This is a genomic window from Sanyastnella coralliicola, assembly GCF_030845195.1.
Taxonomy (GTDB): Bacteria; Bacteroidota; Bacteroidia; order Flavobacteriales_D; family Sanyastnellaceae; genus Sanyastnella; species Sanyastnella coralliicola.
On the sequence record NZ_CP132543.1, the window covers coordinates 2230364 to 2250120 of the forward strand.

Genomic DNA, 19757 nt, shown 5'->3' on the forward strand with positions numbered 1-19757 from the left:
TTTGTCCCCAAACGAATTTGGGCTTCGTCATTAGAGTGAAATCAAGTTATATTCACTCAAATCCAAAATGAAATGAAAGAATTCATGATGATCTTCGTCGGAACACCTTATGAGGAGCTCGGACTATCGCCAGAACAAATGCAAGCACGTATGGGCAAGTGGTTTGCCTGGAGTAATAAAATGGAATCGCAGGGGATTGCGCACCGTGGTGAGGCCTTGCATGATGCCGTGAAACGAATTTCAGGACCTGACCGTGTGGTTGGTGACGGACCCTTCGTTGAAAGCAAAGAGCTTGTAGGAGGTTACTACATCGTGAAAGCGGAATCAGTGGACGATGTGGTTGAGATTGCCCAAGGCTTCCCTGATTATGACCTCGGAAGCTCTGTGGAAATTCGTGAGATCATGGTCTTTGATCAATGAGCGACGAACCCTTAGTCGAACACCTTTTTAGGCACCAGTTCGGTAAGATGGTGTCTGTCTTGACCCGCATCTTCGGTCTCTCGAACCTTGAGATGATTGAGGATGCGGTGCAAGACACCTTTGTCAATGCCTTAACCAAATGGCGTATCCAAGCGCCTGATGACCCCGAGGCTTGGTTGATGCAAGCGGCGAAAAACCGAATGGTTGATCTATTCCGCAAAACCAAAGCTGAGAACAAGCACACCGAACAGCTCTATTACAGTCCGGGTGCGCATCATTTGAATGAGTTGTTCTTAGACCATGAAATCGAAGACGCGCAACTGCGCATGATCTTCGTTGCTTGTCACCCAGCGCTGAAGCCTGAAGAACAGATCGCCTTTGCGCTCCGTAGCATCGCCGGGTTCAACATCAAAGAAATCGCTGTCGGACTTCTTCTCCCAGAAGAAACCGTCAAGAAACGACTCCAACGCGCCCGCAAAAAAGTGGTCGATCAAGGCATTGAATTCGCCGTGCCTTCAGGAGCTGACCTCCTCCCCCGGTTCAATCGCGTAATGGATGTTATCTACCTCATCTTCAACGAGGGCTTTCAGTCGACCCACCAAGCCCAGATCATCAAGAAAGATCTTTGTGGAGAGGCCTTACGCCTTTGTCAACTCCTTCTCAAGCGCGACGAAATGCGCAGTAGCAAACTCTATGCGCTCTTCGCCCTGTTGTGCTTTCACTCCAGTCGTTTGGACACGAAAATCAGTCAAGAAGGAGAACTCATCGACCTCGAACATCAAGATCGAACCCAGTGGTTTTGGCCACTGATCAAGTTGGGCAACGAAGCCATGAACAAGGCCATGGAAAGCGATGAACTCTCCACCTACCACTTCGAAGCGGCCATTGCCGGTGAACACATCAAAGCCCGCACCTTCGCCGAAACTGATTGGAATCAAATCGCCCATTGGTACGCCTGCCTCCTTGAATGGCATGATCACGATATCTATCGATTGAATCTCGCTTACGTCCACATTCAACAAGGTAATTTCGCTAACGCGGAACGCCTTCTGCTTCAAATCCCTCCCAAAAACCTCGCTGATCGTCAATACCTCCTCTTCGGCACCTGGGCCGAACTCCACAAAGCCAAAGGAGACCGCCAGAAAGCAAATGCTTCACTGAAAGAAGCGATTGAAGCGGTGACGAACGATGTGGAGCGGAGATATTTGGAGGGTAAGCTTCGAGGGTAAGGGTGGTCTTACTCCGGCGTCCGGCATCCGGCGTCCGGCCATTGCAGCTCACATCTCAACCATACTTATCCGTCAACCGTCCACTGTCCACCGTCTACTTTTCCGGCGTCCGGCGTCCGGCGTCCGGCGTCTGTTAGTTATCGTTTATAGATTATAGACTATCGATTAGAGTCTCTAGACTCTTGTCGCTCGTCTCTAGACTATTATCTCTTCTCCCTACCTTAGTCTCGACGCTAAGCCACTTCCAACATAATGATCGATAAGTACTGTAGTATTCTTGGTGTAGAGAAAACGGCTTCTTTGGAGGAGATTAAAAAGGCCTATCGCAAGAAAGCTCGTCAATTGCACCCCGATGTGAATAAAAGTCCGGATGCGCATGATCAGTTTATTCTTCTGAATGAAGCGTACGAGTACCTTCAAAACTACAAGACAGGTAAGACTTACAACACAAAAAAGCACGGCTACGCTAAAGCAGGTCAACGATACAAGTCATACGAAGAATGGAAGCGCAATGAACGTGAACGCGCACGGAGACGAGCTCAGGAGCATGCGAGAATGCAGTATGAGGCTTTCACCAAGACAGAATTCTACAAAACAACGGAGGCACTCGACGTTCTTGCGGATTTCTTCAACCTGCTTTTTGTTTTGTTCATCTTCATTGGTTGTCCACTGATTGGGTACACTTACAAGGGCGTTGGCGGACTCATAGCAGGAATTGTTATGATTTTTCTGACTGTCCACTTCTGGGCAGATGTGGTCTACAACAACCGTCCGGATTTCAATTTGAAAGAACTCTGGGCCTCCATAGTGCATCTGGCAGAAGTCAAGCGAATTCAACTGGCCGTGCTCCTTTTCATCAACATTGTCCTATTATTCATTTACGGCTTTAACACCCTTATCTCCTTAGGCGCCCTTGCTGCACTTTTCGCTCTTGCGTTAACCGCTGGATTTATTGTAGGCACCCAGCTCAACAAATCCTTCCACAAACGTCTTATTCTATTCGGCATCGCTCCGGGGATTATCAATCTTGTTCTCTTATTCAATTACCACGCAAGCTCCAATGAAACCGCCGAGACGTATTCTTTCAAGCGCAAAAAAGAACTATCCGAAGACGGCGTAGAAAACACCACACTCATCATCCTCGAAGGAAACAAGTATTCAGAGTACATGCCTATGCGGTTCTTCCTTGAAGAAGACTCCTTAAGATGGCATCGAAAAATCACCTACAACATTGCGGAGGGGCCGATTGGTTTGAGGGTGGTTAAGTCATATGAGTTTGACTGACTGTTCCGGCGTCTGTTAGTTATCGTTTATAGATTATAGACTATCGATTAGAGTCTCTAGGCTCTTGTCGTTCGTCTCTCGTCTCCTAAGTCCCACAAAAGGTTTGATACCCCTCATCCACCCCCACGGGCAGCTCCTGCGGTGTTAGCCTTTCATTATACGGATCAGCCAGCGCCTTTAATAGATCGTGAAACGGATTCATGTCTCCCTTGACAGCGGCCACTAGGGCTTCTTCGACCAAGTGATTTCGAGGGATGACCATAGGATTGGTGGCTATCATGAGCGCTTCACTTTCCTCTAGGTTTGAAAGTCGGACGCGTGCTTTTTCCCATTGGATGTGCCATGCGTTGAAGTCTGTGTCCTCTCTTAGCACCTGAATGAGGGAACCGTTCGTTCTTAACTCAGTGAAGAAGTTGGTGTAGTCGACCTTGTGCTTTTGGAGGAGACGAAGGCAGTCTTCGACCAGACTGGCGTCTTCTTGCATGTGGTTTTGAATACCCAGTTTATCAGTCATCATCTTGAGGTATGACTTCGAGAACAGCTGCGGGAACTTCCCTAAGACCTCTTCAGCTTTGGATACTGCAACTTTTTCGTCTTCATCGATCAATGGAAGCAAGGCATTCGCGAAGATTTTGAGGTTCCAGAACGCAATGTTCGGTTGGTTCGCAAAGGCATATCGGCCATTACGGTCAATGGAACTAAACACCGTTTGCGGATGATACACGTTCATAAACGCACACGGACCATAGTCGATGGTTTCCCCAGCAATCGAGACGTTGTCTGTATTCATGACCCCGTGAATGAATCCCACACGAAGCCAATGGTTGATCAATTCGCTTTGCTGCTGCATCACTTTCTGAAGAAGAGCCAAGGCTAAATTATCCTCGCTAACCAACAATGGATAATGTCTCTTGATGGTATACTCCAAGAGCTTTTCTGAATCCTTTTCACCTCCTAGGTAGCGCGCATACTCGAAGGTGCCTACTCGAATGTGGCTGGCAGCTACACGAGATAAGATTCCTCCATCATGAATGTGCTCGCGGTAAACGTCCTCCCCTGTCTTCACCACCGACAAGCTTCTCGTCGTAGAGATCCCGAGCGCATGCATCGCTTCACTCATGAGGTACTCACGCAACATCGAATAGAGTGTAGCCCTTCCATCTCCCCTTCTTGAATATGGCGTTTGTCCGGAACCTTTCAGCTGAAGATCATACAGTCCATTATCAGTTTGAATCTCTCCCAAGAGCACCGCACGTCCATCACCAAGACGATTGAAGTGAGCGAATTGATGTCCTGCATATGCCTGTGAGATCGGCCTACTCCCTTCCATCAACTCATTCCCCGCAAGAATTAACGCCGCTTTCGATTCATCCGCGAAGGTCTCTTCTACGCCTAGCTCTTTCGCCAATTCACCATTGAAAACCACCATTTCAGGCTTCGCTACCGAGATTGGGATTTGAGCAGTGAAAAGAGTTGGTGGTAGGTTTTCGAGGTAGGTGTTTTTTAAGGCTTTAGGCATTAGGCGTTGGGCGTTAGAGGGGCCTTCGCAAAGGTCGGGAAAAAGATAGCACCGGCGTCCGGCATCCGGCGTCCGTTTTTCTACTTGATGATTTACTCACGACCACCCGTCAACCGTCTACTAATCCGGCATCCGGCGTCCGGCGTCCGGCGTCGGTTAATTATCGTTTATAGATTCTAGACTATCGTTTGAGTCTCTAGACCCTCGTCCCTCGACCGGCGTCCGGCGTCCGGCGTCCGGCGTCCGTTGTTATCGTTTATAGATTATAGATCATCGATTACAGTCCCTCGACCCTTGTCTCTCGACCGTAGCTGGCCTATCTCACAACTCGAACCACCTGGCTTGCCGCTCCGCTTCTTACTTCCAACACATACATCCCCTTCGCCAAGTTGGCGACATTGATGATGTTGAGGTAGGCGTTTAAGTTTCCGGCTTGAATGAGTCTACCGTTGATATCTGTGAGTTGGTATTCCGCGCTAGCGACATTGAGTTGAATATTCAGAATATCAGAGGCTGGGTTAGGCCATACTTTGAGAGATAGTTTGTCTAGGTCATTGACGCTGTTATTGCACTCTCCAGGAACCCATTCTGTCACGCCGTTCATATACCATGCTACGCAGCTGTTTGAATACGTTTCGCCATCACAGCCACATACCGGATCGTAAAGTGTGAAGCAAAGTACGTCAGGATCGATAACCGCCTGATCAGGGCATGAACAAGGACCATCAGTAAATTCAGTGATCCCGTATTCATACATGGCTACGCAACCGTTCCAGTAAGTAACACCATCACAACCACATACCGGATCTGGTTCAGCTTCAGGACCACAGTCTTGTTGTCCGATGAGGGTTTGATCGATGCAGCCTCCACAAGTCATTTGGCAGTCTTCGATGTCGTCAAATGCATAAATTGAATAGTCTGTTTCTCCAACGACCCAGCTGCAACCTGAAATGTAAGAACAGCTCCCATTCAATAGAGCTACGCCAAGTACCGCTTCACAAGGACCGAAGTCAATACCGTACACATCGAAGCAATCAGAGTCAAGGCAAGAACCGCATTCACTCATGTCTTCAAAGAAATATGGGGAATAGTCAAATCCGTTCACCACCCAATCACATCCAGAAAGTTCGGTGCACTCACCATTGACAATGGCGATACCTAAAGGGAAGTCACAGTCGCCGAAGTCTACGCCGCCAAGATCAATGCAATCAGTTTCTAAACATGCTTGGCAGTCTTCGATGTTTTGGTAGAAGTAAGGACTGTAATCCACACCGCCTACTTCCCAACCACAGCCAGAAACCGACATACATTGTCCGTTTACCAACGCGATTCCCATTGCCATATCACAAAGACCGAAATCGACGCCTCCGACGTCAAAACAATCGTCTTCAAGGCAAGCTTCGCATGATTCGAAATCTTCAAAAGCGTATGGACTGTAATCAACTCCACCCACTTCCCAGCCGCAGCCAGAAACGAAGGTACATTCACCATTGACCAGGCCAATTCCCATGGCCATTTCGCAATCGCCAAAATCAACATCACCTAGGTCTTCGCAGTTTTGAGCTGACGCGGAAAGCGTGAATACGCCCGCGATGAGAAGAGAGAGAATAGTTCGCATGTTCAGATCGTTTAAGTGTTACTCAAAAGATGCAAAAACCTCTCCAGAAGTTGCTTACAGATCGCGACGATTAATGATCCAACGATTCATGAGAATTAAGATGATAATCCAAGCAAGTGAGATCGCCATATCCTCCCAACGGATGTATGTAAACGTCTGGGAAAGCGCGTATTTATTGAATGGACTATGGATGAGCACCTTCGTGGCTGCATTCGGAAGAATACTAGCTAGGAATGGAAGTCCTGCAGCATATTCGATCAATGCCGCACCGAATTGTTCGATCCATCCATAGAAAATCAAGACCACTACCCCGATTCCTGTTCTGCGAATAAGTAGTGCCACCAACATGGCAAAAAGGAAGTCATGGACTAGGTGCAAGAAATAGGCGCCAATGAACTCTACATTCATGAACATCGAATGTGTATCTGTCACCGGAGAGTACATCAATCCAAAGATCAAACACAGTAGGAATACCACGATTGACACCACGGCCGCGAGGGATAAGATCAGCAAGAACTTTCCTTTGAAAAATTCGCCACGACTCATACCGTCTATGACGTTCTGTCTAGCTGTTTGCAAGCTGAATTCCTGTGCTACATTGATCACGATCAAACTCGAAAGCAAGACCGTGAAGTACTGATACAGGAAGGTGAAGTTCTGCCATATATCGGCGAAGTCGTAGAAGGGAATAATGTCCTTCAACGGACTTTCTTCCGGCATGATGTTATTCGTAATCCAGCTTCCCAGTGCGTAGGTTCCGATTGGAATGCCCACCAAAATGACGAAGAAGAGGACCAAAAGAATCCAGAAGTATCGTGCAGGCTTGAGCTTTAGGAGCTCTATGGAGAGTAGTCTGATCATGCCTCGTTCTTTAAGATTTCGAGGAACTTCTCCTCCAGTGTTTGTCGATGCGTCACGAGGTGATCGACTGTAATTCCTTTATCGAAAAGCGCTGCATTTAAGGCATGCGCATTGGCATCATCATTCAATACCACTTTGAATCCGCCATCGAATTCTTTGTGGAGTTCTTTGACCATAGCCAGCTCATTCAAGGCTAACTCGAGTTCTTTCTGAGGCGACTTCACCTCAACTTCAACAGAAGCAGTTTCTCCAGTGTCTTCTACCTTTCCTTGGTAAATCAGTCTTCCGCTTCTCAATACACAGAAATCTGAACATACCTTCTGAACCTCATCCAAAAGGTGACTTGCTAGGACAATGGTTTTTCCGCTTTCCGCAATTTCTAAGATCAATTGACGAATCTCTGCGATTCCTTGAGGATCGAGACCATTGGTTGGCTCATCCAAGATCAACACCTTCGGATCGCAAAGCATGGCTGAAGCGATCGCCAGACGCTGCTTCATACCCAATGAATAGGTCTTGAAATTCGAGTCGCGGCGTTCGTACAGTCCGACCAACTTTAGCACTTCATTGATGCGGTTGTTATCCACTTCTTTAATGCGTGCTGTGATCTTGAGGTTTTGCGTTGCTGTGAAGGATGGGTAGAAAATCGGTCGTTCCAAAATCGCGCCGATTTGACGACGAATCTTGTGGTCGTTTCCTTGTCCGAACCACGTAAACTCGCCTGAGGTGGGCTGTGTTGCACCCAATACCATTCCTAAGGTTGTTGACTTTCCGCTTCCATTTGGGCCAAGGATTCCGAAGACGCTCCCTTCAGGAATCTGGAGACTAATCTCATTGGCCGCTTTGATCTTACCATAGTGCTTGGTAAGTTGTTTTGTCTCAAGCACCATCATAAACCGAAGAGGGATAAAACGTTTTCATTGAAGAGTCCATCCATGGTATCTTCCATGCTCATGTTTCTGAGTTCCATGAGTTGTTCAGGGGTCATCTTCCCCTCGTAATCAATAATCATGAACTGATCGTTGTACATGCCTAAACCGACGAAATGTTGAATCTCCCCTTCTGACTCCGATACCTGCAATGCCGCGAAGTTGGTCCCTGACATTTCAATCCATGTTTCGAACCCCTGTGCTCTCAATTCTTCATTGATTGAACTGAACTTCTCCATCATGGTCTCCTTCTTCATATCCGTACTCACCAAGATGACTGTTTGCTCGAGACCGATGCTCAAGTCATCCCACATTGCTGCGCGTGAGACATTGATCGCACGCATGGTACTTGGGTAAATCCAGTACCCTCTGAAAACTTCTGGCGGTACAATACTATCTGCGTGGACTCCCGCGTCCGGGTTTCGCCAGGCTTCCCTGCGCGCATCCCAATATGCCTCCTTCTTTTCGTCACTTTCTTTCATGACATCAAGGATCGCATCAGACTGACCGAAGGAAGTAAAGTTGAGTAGCAGTAGTAGTGGTAGGAAAAGGAGTCTGCGCATATTACTTGTTGTCCATGTGTTCCAGTTGCTCTAGTCCGTCGATATCTACTGCACGACCAATTCGTGCCACTTGATTCAAGTCGATATCTCCTGCCAGCGACATAATGATGAACTCTTCAGTGCCGTGTCCGATCATTACCAATTCAGTCACCATCCCGTCTTTCTCTTTGATCAAGAAAGTGAAGTTGTCATCCTTGTTCTCAACGCGAAGTAGTTCTGCGTAGGAAGAGTCAAAGCGCTTGAGGGCGTCTTTGTACATGGCATATCCGTCTTCACAGTTATCGCACACCACCATTTTCATGGCATCAAGGTCAGAAATGGCTTTGAGCATTTCTTCTTCCTCTTTCGTTTCTCCTTCGATGTGCGTCATGAGTTCGAACATCTTTCCCGAGATGCTGATCTGTGTGAATCGATCATCTTCTTGGTAATCGCTGAAGTACTCAGTCACGGCGCTCTGTGCAAACGTTACGATGCTAAAGGCCGTCAAGCAAAGGGTAATTACGTATTTCATTGGTCTCTATTTGTGATCGCGAAACTAGCCTCATTGAATTTGTTGATGACCGTCGCGTGTTCTTGTCCTTTTTCCATTCCAGCACCCATCTTACGTAGTGCTTCTTGCGTTTGAATCCAAGCCTGTTGGATCTCTTCTTCGGTGTACTCTTCGGCAACAGGACCAGGGTCTTGTTGTGCGAAGAAATACCACCCTCCGAGAACCGCAATTACGATGGCAGCGGCAGCGAATAAAGGACGGAGTCGTTGAATAGAAAAAATAGGAGTCGAAGAAGTGCTTAGCTTTTCAAGCATTTCGTCGTCGAAAGACTCTCCGAGCATCGGTTCATCCTCCATCGCTTCGAAGTAAGCAGCTACCCCTTGGAATTCATCAGGAAGGGCATCTTCTTTCGCCAATTGACGAAGCAGTGCTTCTTCTTCGAGGGAGGTACTCCCACCCCAAAACTTTTCAACGATTGATCTGATCTCCAGTTCGTTATACGCCATAATCGTAGGCTTTCTCAATTGTGCTTCTAACCGCCCTGCGCGCTCTGTGCAGGGTGACTTTGACTACGTTCATGTCAAGTCCGGTCTCATCTACGATTTCCTGGTAGCTCATGCCTTTCATATCACGCAAACGAATCACCTCAGACTGTTGGTCTGGAAGGCTTCTAATCGCCTCTTTGATTCGTCTCACTAACTCAGCATTTTCCACCTTTCTGTCAGGTGCTACGCTCCGATCACCAAGATCAAAGCGTTCCTCCACTTGCTCGTATTTTCTGCCCGCCTTTTTCAACAGGTCTAGGCAACGATTTCGAGCCATCGTAATGAGCCAGGCTTCTTCATTCCGAATCGCCACCGCAGTGGATTGCGATTCCCAGAACTTCAGCATGACATCTTGAACCACGTCCTTTGCCTCGTCTTCATTTTTCATGTAGCGAAAAGCGAGACGGAACACCTTATCTTTCAAAGGCAGGATGCGGTTTCGGAAGTCATCCCTGGTCATAGTCATAGCGAAGACGATCGTATTTCTGGTTTGTTACAGATCAAGGTAAAATTAATTTCACATCCCTCTCAACACCCCAGTTTTCGGGTGTAAGGAAGCAAGGGGGGCGTAGACGGTAGGCTGTATGCTGTAAGCGGTAGACGGTGGACGGTGGACAGTGGACGATGGACAGTGGACAGTGGACAGTGGACAGTGGACAATCTAATCATGCTAACCGCCATTGGCGGACTAATCATGCTCACCCTCCTATTCTGCACCAATCTCCTTAAGCCATAAGCCTTAAGCCTTAGGCCTATAGAAGGTGTTTAGCTTTCCAACCAAGCCCCCTTGTATAACCCATCATTTTTTGTTACCTTAGTATATTAGTACCATCACGTATGCTGCGCCTACTAAAACATACTTGCTACCTGATCGCCTTTCTTCTGATGGGCACGGGTGTCGTGGCGCAGGTTTCTTTAGGTACAGAACCCGTTTCTTGGGGCGTAGATGAAGAATTACTTTCCTCGTTGAATTATGAGCAACTCGAAGATATTGATGCTGCTGCATTGATGGCTGAAGATGCTGCCGAAGTCATTGATAAAGATTTACCAATCCGTTTTGCGGTAAAACAGGAAGTTGAGTTTACAACCAATGTTTCCGGACGTTGGGTCAATCTAGACAACGGAGACCGAATCTGGATGCTGGGGATTTACTCTCCGAACGCCAAGGCCTTGAGTGTGACTTTTGAAACCTTCGATATTCCGAAGGGTGCAGTGGTTCACATCTACAATGCCAACAAAGAAGAAGTGATTGGTGCCTTTACAGCTGACAATAACAAAACTGACGGGGTACTCACTACTTCTAGCCTCACCGGAGAACAGATAGTGGTTGAGTACTACGAGCCTTATGCTGTCCGTCAGGAAGGATACCTCAATATCCGAACGGTTGCGCACACCTACCGAGAAGTAGATAGTGAACTTAATGACAATACTTCGCTCGGTGAATGTATGGTCAATGTAGACTGTGAAGTCGACGAAGCACGCCAAGAACAAGCGGCTTCGACCGTGCTCATCACAGTTGATGACGGTACGCGCTGGTGTACTGGAACGTTGGTCAACAACGCAAACTTCGATGGTACGCCATACATCCTGACTGGTGACCACTGCCTTTACGGAGATCCGTCAAGCTGGTTGTTTACTTTCAACTACCAAGCTCGAGAATGCGATAATAGCGGTGCGAAGCAAATCACGCAAAGCATCAGTGGTGCTCAAGTAGTGACCTCGAACGTTGAAGCTGGAGTAGCTCTCCTTGAACTAAGCGCTCGTCCGAAGCCTGAATGGAATGTGTTCTACGCTGGATGGGACGCGTCAGGTGTTACTCCTCAAGGGGTTCACTCTATTCACCATCCGCTGGGTGACGTAAAGAAAATCAGTCTATCAGTTGAAGCACCGCTTCCAGAAGTATGGAAGGCGAAAGAAGTATTCACTGTAGAAAACTGGCTGTACGGTGCGACAAGCAACGGAAGCACTGGTGCTCCACTCTTCGATCAAAACGGACGAGTGATCGGTGTGATGTTCGGTGGTACTTCATCTTGCCAATTCCTTGGTGATGATCACTTCAATAAAATTGCTGGAGCTTGGGATGACATCGAGAAATATCTCAACCCTTTCAATCAAGACATCATCACCCTTGATGGTACATTCCTACGATTCGGAGTGGTTGACGTGCGTATCTTTAACGAAAACATTGCCCTCTTCCCAAATCCTGCGACTACGCAGTTCAATTTGGTAAACGATGGTGCTTCGGCCATAGTCAACGTCGAAATCCATGACATGAGTGGACGTTTGATTGACACGATCCAATACACGGGTCAGCCGATTGACGTGAGCACGCTTCCTGTTGGACACTATGTGATCCTAATCAACAAGACACAGGGAACAGCCCGTCAGAAACTGGTTATCTGGAGATAATTACTTTTCGATCGATTTCTGATCGATATTCAACTCGTATCCTTCTATTTCTCCTTTCTCGCGCTTTTCGAGTAATGCAAGTGTTGCGCCTACCGTGCACGTGACTGGCGCGAACACCGTCCCGATAAAGGTTCCTAGAATTGGTATCATCAGCCAAAGCGCAAAGATTCCACCATTCGCTACCGCTAGTCCTCTTTGTGCCCTGATCTTCTTCACGCTATCGCGGAAACTGACACGGTAACGCTCGTTGGTATAGTCCATTGTAGAGAAGCCGAAGTAGTACGCACTCACCAAGAAATTAATGACAAGGACCGCAGGTGAAGTAATGACAGACAAGGGCGCCAAGAAAATGGTGATGAAAAGGTTTACAATGAGCAAACCAACGGTAATACTCATTTCAAAGATGAAGTTTCGCAGTGCTATTCGAATACCGCGCACTACATCTTTCATCAGTTGCTTCCATGAAAAAGGAAAGTTCTGTCCTGTAACTACCGCATCGGTTTTCTCAGAAATCAATGCCATCACTGGCGACATGACAATCAAGACAACGTATTTACTGATCTTGTAGAAGATGTAAATCATGATAAGCCACACCAAGAAGCTCACTACGTAAGTACTGATGTTCGAAAGGAAGTTCAAGGTTATCTCCCACCATCCATCTCCCGGAACGGGCTCAGCGCCAATTATATCTAGAATCCATGGGTTCACGGTATCATTGATGTATCCGATTCCGGCGGTAGCCCCAACGCTAAATAGAATGATGAACAACAATGGATACAAATAGAAGTGCATCATCTTGTTGCGCACGATAAACCCAAAGCTCTTGAAGTAGGTGCGGATGCCGAGGCGGAAGTCAGGCCAAAACTTATTCATAAGGCGTTCATTGTTAGACGCAGTGCGTGCTAAGTTCTATCGAAGATCAACAATTTGACGATTCTAAGGAAAGGGATTGTGCTTACCGCACGAAGTCAATGCTGAATGGTTAGTTCAGGTAGTTATGTTCTACACGATCATCTTCTTCCTTCCAGATCTGAAAGTACCAGTAGACTAAGTAGCCAATGTTCGCGAAGAAGAGAATGACCAAGGCCCATATCAGACGATTCGAAGAATCTAAACGTGAGTTATTGACCACGTGCACCAGGTAATACACGAAGAGGGCGATCGATGAGACCACCATTAAGATGAACAAGATCAAGGTCAAGCCAATAGAAAAGATTCCCAACGACGGATCTGACATATCACCCGGTTCGTGGGCGATAAAGGCCATCGGAAAGAACGACAACACGTACAACACCATCAAAATGAATGGAAATACGGTGGCAATCCCAAGTAATATTTTGCCCATCGGAGACATTCATACAAAGATACGACGGTGTGTTCGGAATGTTCGTCACGATTCTGACCAGTGGTCGAATTGACGGCGGACTGTTCATTCCTTTCTAGTCAGCGGTAATTTTTGTGCCTTTCAAATGCCTTCCTTCGTTGTATGAATGTTCATTTTATCGCCATTGGCGGAAGCGCTATGCACAACCTTGCGCTCGCCCTTGCACACCAAGGAGACACTGTAACCGGATCAGACGATGAGATCTTTGAGCCATCGCGTTCACGATTAGCAGATGCGGGAATTCTTCCATCTGAATTCGGCTGGTTCCCTGAGAAGATTCATGAAGGCCTTGATGCGATTATCCTCGGTATGCATGCGCGTGAAGACAACCCTGAACTCTTGAAAGCAAAAGAGCTCGGTTTGAACATTTATTCCTACCCAGAATACCTTTACCAAAGAACACGCTCCAAGAAACGTGCTGTCATCGGCGGTAGCCATGGAAAGACCACCATCACTTCAATGGTGCTACATGCCTTGAACTACAACAAGGTTGATCACGATTACATGGTTGGGGCATTGCTAGACGGATTCGAACGCAGTGTGCTCTTGAAAGATGAAACACCAATCGCCGTTTTCGAAGGAGACGAATACCTCTCCTCTCCTATTGATCGTCGTCCGAAATTTCACCTGTACAACCCGCACGTGGCCCTCATCAGCGGTATCGCATGGGATCACATGAACGTATTTCCGACTTTCGATAATTATGTTGAACAGTTCCGCATCTACGTTTCGAAAATCGAAGACGGGGGTGTCTTGATCTACAACGCAGAAGACGAAGAAGTGGCGAAGGTGGCGAAGACTGCCCGTGAAGGCATCCGCGTCTTGCCTTATCACACTCCAAGCTATCGTATTGATGATGGCAAGACCTTCCTAAAACTCGAGCATGGAGAAATTCCTATCCAGGTCTTTGGAAAGCACAACCTTCAAAATATGGAAGGAGCTCGATTGGTGTGCGCCGAACTGGGTGTTTCCACCGCAGAATTCTACGAAGCAATGCAGCATTTCCGAGGCGCTAGCCGAAGATTAGAGAAAATGCATGAAGAAGATGGCTACGTCGTTTATCGCGATTTTGCACACGCTCCAAGCAAGCTAAGGGCGACCACCTCGGCAGTAAAAGAAATGTACCCCAACAGGCATTTGTTGGCGTGTATGGAACTCCACACCTTCTCAAGCCTCAACAAAGACTTCCTTCATCACTACGAAGGCGCCATGAACGCTGCCGATACTGCCCTCGTCTATTTCTCACCAGATGTAGTAGCCCACAAGCGCCTTCCTGAAATTACAATTGAAGATGTTTCTCAGGCCTTCGGCCGGAACGACTTAAAAGTCTTCACAAACGCCCAAGAAATGCAAGCCTTTATCGAATCTCAAGAAAAAGCAAACAGTGTTCGTTTGCTGATGAGTTCTGGGAATTGGGGAGGGGCAACTCTTTTTTAGGCTTATGGCCTATGGCTTAAGGCGTAAGTTGGATTGCTTAAGCCATACGCCTTAAGCCTTAAGCCTAGTTCAAAGGAATTTCCGCATTCCCAACTCAAACCCGATTTGGTAAACTACCATTTCACCTTCTATGAAGTTGTTGTGAATGCGTCTATGGGCAATTGGTTGGAAGAACATGGTACGTTCATTCGAAAAATCTACCTCTAGTCCAAAAGAACCAAAGAGATCTACGTAGGACCGTTCGAAATAACGGAAGTTTTTCAAAGCATTTCCTGTAGCCCAGGTGTTTTCGACTCCACGCCTCATATCAATGCCGAAGAAATATCCATAGGCCATTCCTCCATTCTCCAAAAATGGCCTGAAGCTACTTTTCCCGAATGTATAACGCATTGCCAGCGGTATCTCAATGCCCGTTAGTTGATTATACCATTGCTGCCTCCCTTGAAATTCAAAAAGATATTGCCTTCAGCATCTTGGCCGTTATCTGAGTACCAATCGCTAGAGATCAACTGTCCAGAATTGATAAATCGCATCCCCGTTTTTACAGCACAGCTCTTGGTCAAATGGATATTCAAATTGGCCCCAAATCGATAGAAAAAAAACAAGGACCGGCTATCAGTGTCTGGCCAACCCGCAGGAGAAGAACTTGAATAAATCGATCGTGGATAGGTATCCATGTGAGTATATCCCACTATCCAATCATGAGAAATACGTTGTTGACTATTCACCGCCACAGAAAGCAACAGCAACAATCCCAAAGTGAAGGCAATTCGCATGGTAATGGTTTTGGTTGTAAGTAAGACGGGGGGGGTAGGTGGAAGGTTACTCTTTTACTGAGGCTTAGGGCATAAGGCTTAAGGCGTAAGCTAGTCTACTTAGGCCTTAGGCCTTAGGCCATAAGCCTGTTCATATGATTTTCCTCCAACCAAACTCCACTCCCAACAAATAAGAGTACCTCGAGTCTCTTAAATTCAAAGCAGAAAGGGTGCGTGTTTGAAAGAAGGGTTGGAAGAACAAGGCTCTGCCACTTTCTAGACTGATATCCATCCCTACAGAACCGAAGTAATCTACCGTAGCGAAATTGTACGACGGAGTTCCGTCGATGAAAAGGCTGCCGAAACGACTTGAATTCTCTACTCCACTTCTACGACTGTAATTCACTAGCATGAGATTTCCGGTAAGACCTAGTTCTGTAAAGAACTTCACTTTGTTACCGTTGGTTACAAAGCGCACGGCCAAAGGAACTTGAAATCCGGTTTCTTGATATAGGTTTCGCTGCGATCCGGCCAGTTCGAATTGGACATAGCTACTAGTATCATTCGTCTGGATAACTTCAAAAACGTCATAAACAGCCCGTCTTAGTTGATTGTCTATCCGTAAACCAGTTTTTAGAATGACATGGTCATTCAGCGAATAGTTGACATTTACCCCGAATCGATAATTCATTCGCACAACCTGCACATCTTCAAAAGAATATTGGAAGATAAATCCCGAAGATCCTTCATTGCGTTCATGAAGGTACCCTTGATCAGCTATTCCTAAGATAAGATCGTAACTAAACTTTGATTGCGCTTTCACCGCCACAGAAAGCAACAGCAACAATCCCAATGAGAAGGCAATTCGCATGGTAATGGTTTTGGTTATAGGTAAGACGGGGGGTAAGGTGGAAGGTTGCTCTTTATTAAGGCTTATGGCCTAAGGCCTATGGCGTAAGTTAGGTTGCTTAAGCCTTAGGCCTTAGGCCTTAGGCCATACGCCTTAGCTAGGCAAAGCCTAGCCTAACCCTACATCCAACATCATCATCACGATAAACCCAAAGATCAACCCCAACGTAGCGATGTCAGTGTACTTATCACGTTGGGTTTCTGGAATTACCTCTTCTACTACGACGTAGATCATCGCTCCTGCGGCGAAGGCGAGAGCGTATGGGAGGATAGGTGTCATTTGAATTACGAGCAGCGCACCCAGCACTCCGGCGACCGGTTCTACGATGGCTGATAGTTGTCCGTACCAGGCGGCGCGGGCTGCTTTTACGCCGTTACGGCGGAGAGGCATACTTACTGCGATTCCTTCTGGGAAATTCTGGATTCCGATTCCGATAGCGAGGGCTACAGCTCCGGCTACGGTGGCTCCTTCGACTCCTGCAGCGGCTCCTCCGAAGAGTACACCTACCGCTAACCCTTCAGGGATGTTGTGCAGGGTGATGGCCAATACCAAGAGCGTGGTCTTGTGCCAGTTGGTCTGAATTCCTTCGGCTTCATCTGCCTTGAAGTTGATGTGGAGGTGCGGTAAGAACTTATCCAGGACGAACAAGAACAGCGCACCCAGTCCGAACCCAACAGCAGCTGGCATGGCTTTAAGGAAGCCCTCTCCTTCTGACATTTCAATGGCTGGACTCAACAAACTCCAGAAACTTGCGGCGATCATGACTCCTCCGGTGAAACCCAGCATGCCGTCTAACCATTTACGGCTTACGCCATTGAAGAAGAAGACGAGTGAAGCTCCTGCACCAGTTAAAAACCATGTGAAACAGGTAGCAATTAATGCCGCGACCACAGGGTCAATCGATTCGAAATAGGCTACGAGATCGTTCATTTCATTAGGATTTTAGAACAAGTAGGTTTCGTGCAACGAGCTGTGAAAGCTGTTGTTGTTGTTTACCGAGACTCACACGGACACTCTGATCAAAGGCGAACCGCTCTTCAACAGTGATCGAAGAACCAAGGGTCAATTTGATAGAATCGAGGTACTGCAAGAACTCTTGAGAAGAGTCACGCACCCCAACGAGGATGCCTCCTTCCCCTTCGTTCAAAGCACTCACTGCTACTTTGTCTCGGTTATCTCGGAAATTGCCGTCTGCATCCGGAATGGGATCTCCATGCGGGTCATATTGAGGGTGGCCAAGGAATGCGTCCAAACGTTTGAATAGCTCTTCCGATGCAATGTGTTCCAGCTCTTCAGCAATGGGATGCACTTCATCCCATTTGAAGTCGAGTTTCTCAACCAAAAACACTTCCCACAAGCGGTGGCGACGAATGATATCTATGGCGATAGTCATTCCATTATCTGTCAAATGCGCCCCCTTGTATTTCTTGTAATTGACCAGTCCTTTCGTCTTCAGTTTCTTCAACATATCGGTCACTGAAGAAGCCTGGGTTTCCAGGCGTTCCGCGATAGCGTTTGTACTCACCCCATCCGGTGAATACTGCTGAAGCGCATAGATACACTTCAAATAATTTTCAACTGTTTGACTGGCCATGGTTGGTTCTCAGATTGAAGCAAAAGTAGGAAATGTTTTCTTTGACCGAAATGGATTTTTAGACTAATCGAAATATCGTTACGAAACCATGATTGATAACTGGTAATCTATAACTGGGGTTTGGGATGGTGCAGAGCTTCGATTGAGTTTCACATTAACTTAAGCCATAAGCCCTAAGCCTTACGCCTAATTCATTACCTTCGATTCAATGAAACGCAGCCTAATACTTATTCGACATGCAAAGTCTTCATGGAACAATGAACGACTTGACGACAAGGATCGACCGTTGAACAAACGAGGGGAACGTGATTGCCCGCACATGGCTAAGCACATGGCCGGCAGCGAAGCTTGTCCTGACATGATTGTCTCATCACATGCTTTACGCGCTCATACCACAGCGAAAGCGTATGCCGCTGCTTTTGGCATTGCGGATGATGCGATCAAACTGGATGAACGCATTTATGAAGCCCCGGTTTCACGTCTTGTTGAAGTGATCAATGACTTCTCAGATGATCACTCGAGTGTGATTATGTTCGGACACAACCCGGGCTTCAGCTACCTCACGCAATACCTCACTGGAGAGTTGATCCAGATGCCTACCAATGGCGTGGTGAAGATTGAGATGGATGTTGATAGTTGGAAGCACATTGGCACGAACTGCGGTTCATTGACATACCACGACTTTCCTAAGCAGCACGAAGCATTGCGATGAGCAAAAACCTGCGATACATCCTTGGAATTATAGGAGGTATTCTCCTTTGTCTTGCCCTTTGGTACTTCCGAACCATCGTTAGCTATGTGATTGTAGCAGCCGTGATTTCATTGGTAGGTGCCCCTATCGTTCGATTGATTCGAAAGATCAAAATTGGCAAGCGTGAAATTCCTTCAAGTATCGCGGCCATTCTCACCCTAAGTAGCTTTTTACTTATCATATTCTTGTTCTTAAACATCTTCGCCCCTTTGGTGGCAGAAGAAGCACAAGCTCTGTCTCAAATTGATGTGGAGGCCTTCTCAGCCAATTTGAACAAGCAGTTCGAAAGTACCATGGGCTACTTAGAACAATTCAACCTCAGCGGTGATGACCGTTCGAATGAGGCCTTTCTAGTAGAGCAGCTTCAAGCCCTGGTTAGCTTCGGTGACATTCGCGGAATCTTCAATAACATCTTCGGTGTGATTGGTAACGCAGTAATCGCGCTGTTCTCTGTGCTGTTCATCACCTTCTTCTTTCTCCAAGACGGGAATATGGTCAACCGCATCATCCTGACCCTCACTCCCGACAAGCACATGGATGAAATGAAGAGTATTATCCTTCAAACGAAGAAACTGCTCTCTCGCTACTTTGTAGGTCTTGTGGCTCAGGTAAGCATCATCACCCTGCTCGTAACACTCGGGCTTTCCATTTTCGGAGTAGAGAACGCATTCTTGATTGGCTTCTTGGCCGGACTCGTCAACCTTGTCCCTTACCTCGGACCAATTATCGGTGCATTGATCGGAATCTTTATTGCGGTGACGACTAACCTTCAAATGGATTTTAATTCAGAATTGTTGCCCCTGATACTAAGTATTGGCGGTGTATTCTTGACAGTTCAATTGATTGATAATTTCGTCATCCAACCCTTCATTTTCAGCAATAGCGTGAATGCCCATCCGCTAGAGATTTTCATCGTGATTTCGATGGCTGGAGCACTTGCTGGAGTGGGTGGAATGATCTTAGCCATTCCGGCCTATACCCTAATTCGAATTATAGCGAGCGAATTCCTTTCTGGTTTTAAGGTGGTTGACTCGCTAACGCGGAATCTCGACGAATGAT

The 19757-nt window shown here is 47.0% G+C and carries 22 protein-coding genes; 7 read left to right on the forward strand and 15 right to left on the reverse strand.

From position 1 onward, the window contains the following. Positions 1 to 72: 72 nt before the first annotated feature. The 3 genes from RA156_RS09205 (at position 73) to RA156_RS09215 (ending at position 2933) form a co-directional block, all read left to right on the forward strand. The gene (locus tag RA156_RS09205) at positions 73 to 420 is read left to right on the forward strand and encodes a YciI family protein (RefSeq protein WP_306639633.1); all 348 of its coding nucleotides are present in this window, start codon (positions 73 to 75) and stop codon (positions 418 to 420) included. After that, positions 417 to 1649 carry an RNA polymerase sigma factor gene (locus RA156_RS09210; protein ID WP_306639635.1) on the forward strand — a complete coding sequence of 411 codons (1233 nt, stop codon included), beginning with the start codon at positions 417 to 419 and terminating at the stop codon, positions 1647 to 1649. Before RA156_RS09205 ends, RA156_RS09210 begins: the two co-directional genes overlap by 4 nt. Positions 1650 to 1901: 252 nt before the next feature. Beyond that, the gene (locus tag RA156_RS09215) at positions 1902 to 2933 is read left to right on the forward strand and encodes a J domain-containing protein (RefSeq protein ID WP_306639637.1); all 1032 of its coding nucleotides are present in this window, start codon (positions 1902 to 1904) and stop codon (positions 2931 to 2933) included. Positions 2934 to 3018: 85 nt separating this feature from the next. On the opposite strand, the gene RA156_RS09220 is transcribed toward RA156_RS09215, so the two are convergent. The 8 genes from RA156_RS09220 to RA156_RS09255 all read right to left on the reverse strand — a co-directional run bounded on the left by RA156_RS09220 (position 3019) and on the right by RA156_RS09255 (position 9924). Next, the gene (locus RA156_RS09220) at positions 3019 to 4452 is read right to left on the reverse strand and encodes a protein adenylyltransferase SelO (RefSeq protein WP_306639639.1); all 1434 of its coding nucleotides are present in this window, start codon (positions 4450 to 4452) and stop codon (positions 3019 to 3021) included. Between the two features lie 316 nt (positions 4453 to 4768). After that, positions 4769 to 6070 (reverse strand): T9SS type A sorting domain-containing protein, encoded by a 1302-nt coding sequence (locus RA156_RS09225; RefSeq protein ID WP_306639641.1) that lies wholly within the window; start codon positions 6068 to 6070, stop codon positions 4769 to 4771. Between the two features lie 54 nt (positions 6071 to 6124). Further along, on the reverse strand, positions 6125 to 6931 hold the full coding sequence (locus RA156_RS09230) for a DUF2705 family protein (protein WP_306639643.1): 807 nt from the start codon (positions 6929 to 6931) through the stop codon (positions 6125 to 6127). After that, positions 6928 to 7824: an ABC transporter ATP-binding protein gene (locus tag RA156_RS09235; RefSeq protein WP_306639645.1), complete on the reverse strand. Its 897-nt coding sequence runs from the start codon at positions 7822 to 7824 to the stop codon at positions 6928 to 6930. Before RA156_RS09235 ends, RA156_RS09230 begins: the two co-directional genes overlap by 4 nt. Further along, complete coding sequence (locus RA156_RS09240) at positions 7821 to 8423, reverse strand: hypothetical protein (RefSeq protein WP_306639647.1); 603 nt, start codon at positions 8421 to 8423, stop codon at positions 7821 to 7823. Before RA156_RS09240 ends, RA156_RS09235 begins: the two co-directional genes overlap by 4 nt. 1 nt (position 8424) lies before the next feature. Further along, positions 8425 to 8934, reverse strand: coding sequence for a DUF4252 domain-containing protein (locus RA156_RS09245; RefSeq protein WP_306639648.1), 510 nt, complete (start codon positions 8932 to 8934; stop codon positions 8425 to 8427). Then, positions 8931 to 9419 (reverse strand): PG0215 family putative anti-sigma factor, encoded by a 489-nt coding sequence (locus RA156_RS09250; RefSeq protein WP_306639649.1) that lies wholly within the window; start codon positions 9417 to 9419, stop codon positions 8931 to 8933. The genes RA156_RS09245 and RA156_RS09250 overlap by 4 nt, the downstream gene beginning before the upstream one ends. Then, on the reverse strand, positions 9409 to 9924 hold the full coding sequence (locus tag RA156_RS09255; protein ID WP_306639650.1) for a GFO_1088 family ECF-type sigma factor: 516 nt from the start codon (positions 9922 to 9924) through the stop codon (positions 9409 to 9411). The genes RA156_RS09250 and RA156_RS09255 overlap by 11 nt, the downstream gene beginning before the upstream one ends. Before the next feature lie 371 nt (positions 9925 to 10295). Between RA156_RS09255 and RA156_RS09260 the strand changes: the two genes are divergently transcribed. Next, positions 10296 to 11867: a T9SS type A sorting domain-containing protein gene (locus RA156_RS09260; protein WP_306639652.1), complete on the forward strand. Its 1572-nt coding sequence runs from the start codon at positions 10296 to 10298 to the stop codon at positions 11865 to 11867. Here the strand turns inward: RA156_RS09260 and RA156_RS09265 are convergent, their stop codons facing one another. Beyond that, positions 11868 to 12740: an EI24 domain-containing protein gene (locus RA156_RS09265; protein WP_306639654.1), complete on the reverse strand. Its 873-nt coding sequence runs from the start codon at positions 12738 to 12740 to the stop codon at positions 11868 to 11870. Between the two features lie 109 nt (positions 12741 to 12849). After that, entirely contained in the window at positions 12850 to 13212 is a 363-nt protein-coding gene (locus RA156_RS09270; protein ID WP_306639656.1) for a PLDc N-terminal domain-containing protein, read from the reverse strand. A 141-nt stretch (positions 13213 to 13353) separates the two neighbouring features. On the opposite strand from RA156_RS09270, the gene RA156_RS09275 reads away from it, so the two are divergent. Continuing rightward, complete coding sequence (locus RA156_RS09275; protein ID WP_306639657.1) at positions 13354 to 14688, forward strand: UDP-N-acetylmuramate--L-alanine ligase; 1335 nt, start codon at positions 13354 to 13356, stop codon at positions 14686 to 14688. A gap of 69 nt (positions 14689 to 14757) precedes the next feature. Here the strand turns inward: RA156_RS09275 and RA156_RS09280 are convergent, their stop codons facing one another. From RA156_RS09280 to RA156_RS09300, 5 genes are all read right to left on the reverse strand, one after another. Further along, entirely contained in the window at positions 14758 to 15078 is a 321-nt protein-coding gene (locus RA156_RS09280) for a hypothetical protein (RefSeq protein WP_306639659.1), read from the reverse strand. Positions 15079 to 15101: 23 nt separating this feature from the next. Beyond that, positions 15102 to 15464: a hypothetical protein gene (locus RA156_RS09285; protein WP_306639660.1), complete on the reverse strand. Its 363-nt coding sequence runs from the start codon at positions 15462 to 15464 to the stop codon at positions 15102 to 15104. Positions 15465 to 15594: 130 nt separating this feature from the next. Continuing rightward, positions 15595 to 16314 (reverse strand): hypothetical protein, encoded by a 720-nt coding sequence (locus RA156_RS09290; protein ID WP_306639661.1) that lies wholly within the window; start codon positions 16312 to 16314, stop codon positions 15595 to 15597. 147 nt (positions 16315 to 16461) lie between these two features. Next, entirely contained in the window at positions 16462 to 17283 is an 822-nt protein-coding gene (locus RA156_RS09295) for a ZIP family metal transporter (protein WP_306639663.1), read from the reverse strand. A gap of 4 nt (positions 17284 to 17287) precedes the next feature. Further along, on the reverse strand, positions 17288 to 17947 hold the full coding sequence (locus RA156_RS09300) for a metal-dependent transcriptional regulator (RefSeq protein WP_306639664.1): 660 nt from the start codon (positions 17945 to 17947) through the stop codon (positions 17288 to 17290). A 208-nt stretch (positions 17948 to 18155) separates the two neighbouring features. Here RA156_RS09300 and RA156_RS09305 point away from each other — a divergent pair, with 208 nt between their 5' ends. After that, positions 18156 to 18659, forward strand: coding sequence for a SixA phosphatase family protein (locus RA156_RS09305; protein WP_306639666.1), 504 nt, complete (start codon positions 18156 to 18158; stop codon positions 18657 to 18659). Beyond that, entirely contained in the window at positions 18656 to 19756 is a 1101-nt protein-coding gene (locus RA156_RS09310) for an AI-2E family transporter (protein ID WP_306639668.1), read from the forward strand. Before RA156_RS09305 ends, RA156_RS09310 begins: the two co-directional genes overlap by 4 nt. The last annotated feature ends 1 nt before the right edge of the window (position 19757 follow it).

What these genes read in the sequence shown, in the direction of transcription:
- RA156_RS09205 (WP_306639633.1), top strand. Translation starts at nt 73, where the DNA reads ATGAAAGAATTCATGATGATCTTCGTCGGAACACCTTATGAGGAGCTC.
- RA156_RS09210 (WP_306639635.1), top strand. Translation starts at nt 417, where the DNA reads ATGAGCGACGAACCCTTAGTCGAACACCTTTTTAGGCACCAGTTCGGT.
- RA156_RS09215 (WP_306639637.1), top strand. Translation starts at nt 1,902, where the DNA reads ATGATCGATAAGTACTGTAGTATTCTTGGTGTAGAGAAAACGGCTTCT.
- RA156_RS09220 (WP_306639639.1), bottom strand. Translation starts at nt 4,452, where the DNA reads ATGCCTAAAGCCTTAAAAAACACCTACCTCGAAAACCTACCACCAACT.
- RA156_RS09225 (WP_306639641.1), bottom strand. Translation starts at nt 6,070, where the DNA reads ATGCGAACTATTCTCTCTCTTCTCATCGCGGGCGTATTCACGCTTTCC.
- RA156_RS09230 (WP_306639643.1), bottom strand. Translation starts at nt 6,931, where the DNA reads ATGATCAGACTACTCTCCATAGAGCTCCTAAAGCTCAAGCCTGCACGA.
- RA156_RS09235 (WP_306639645.1), bottom strand. Translation starts at nt 7,824, where the DNA reads ATGATGGTGCTTGAGACAAAACAACTTACCAAGCACTATGGTAAGATC.
- RA156_RS09240 (WP_306639647.1), bottom strand. Translation starts at nt 8,423, where the DNA reads ATGCGCAGACTCCTTTTCCTACCACTACTACTGCTACTCAACTTTACT.
- RA156_RS09245 (WP_306639648.1), bottom strand. Translation starts at nt 8,934, where the DNA reads ATGAAATACGTAATTACCCTTTGCTTGACGGCCTTTAGCATCGTAACG.
- RA156_RS09250 (WP_306639649.1), bottom strand. Translation starts at nt 9,419, where the DNA reads ATGGCGTATAACGAACTGGAGATCAGATCAATCGTTGAAAAGTTTTGG.
- RA156_RS09255 (WP_306639650.1), bottom strand. Translation starts at nt 9,924, where the DNA reads ATGACTATGACCAGGGATGACTTCCGAAACCGCATCCTGCCTTTGAAA.
- RA156_RS09260 (WP_306639652.1), top strand. Translation starts at nt 10,296, where the DNA reads ATGCTGCGCCTACTAAAACATACTTGCTACCTGATCGCCTTTCTTCTG.
- RA156_RS09265 (WP_306639654.1), bottom strand. Translation starts at nt 12,740, where the DNA reads ATGAATAAGTTTTGGCCTGACTTCCGCCTCGGCATCCGCACCTACTTC.
- RA156_RS09270 (WP_306639656.1), bottom strand. Translation starts at nt 13,212, where the DNA reads ATGGGCAAAATATTACTTGGGATTGCCACCGTATTTCCATTCATTTTG.
- RA156_RS09275 (WP_306639657.1), top strand. Translation starts at nt 13,354, where the DNA reads ATGAATGTTCATTTTATCGCCATTGGCGGAAGCGCTATGCACAACCTT.
- RA156_RS09280 (WP_306639659.1), bottom strand. Translation starts at nt 15,078, where the DNA reads ATGCGTTATACATTCGGGAAAAGTAGCTTCAGGCCATTTTTGGAGAAT.
- RA156_RS09285 (WP_306639660.1), bottom strand. Translation starts at nt 15,464, where the DNA reads ATGCGAATTGCCTTCACTTTGGGATTGTTGCTGTTGCTTTCTGTGGCG.
- RA156_RS09290 (WP_306639661.1), bottom strand. Translation starts at nt 16,314, where the DNA reads ATGCGAATTGCCTTCTCATTGGGATTGTTGCTGTTGCTTTCTGTGGCG.
- RA156_RS09295 (WP_306639663.1), bottom strand. Translation starts at nt 17,283, where the DNA reads ATGAACGATCTCGTAGCCTATTTCGAATCGATTGACCCTGTGGTCGCG.
- RA156_RS09300 (WP_306639664.1), bottom strand. Translation starts at nt 17,947, where the DNA reads ATGGCCAGTCAAACAGTTGAAAATTATTTGAAGTGTATCTATGCGCTT.
- RA156_RS09305 (WP_306639666.1), top strand. Translation starts at nt 18,156, where the DNA reads ATGAAACGCAGCCTAATACTTATTCGACATGCAAAGTCTTCATGGAAC.
- RA156_RS09310 (WP_306639668.1), top strand. Translation starts at nt 18,656, where the DNA reads ATGAGCAAAAACCTGCGATACATCCTTGGAATTATAGGAGGTATTCTC.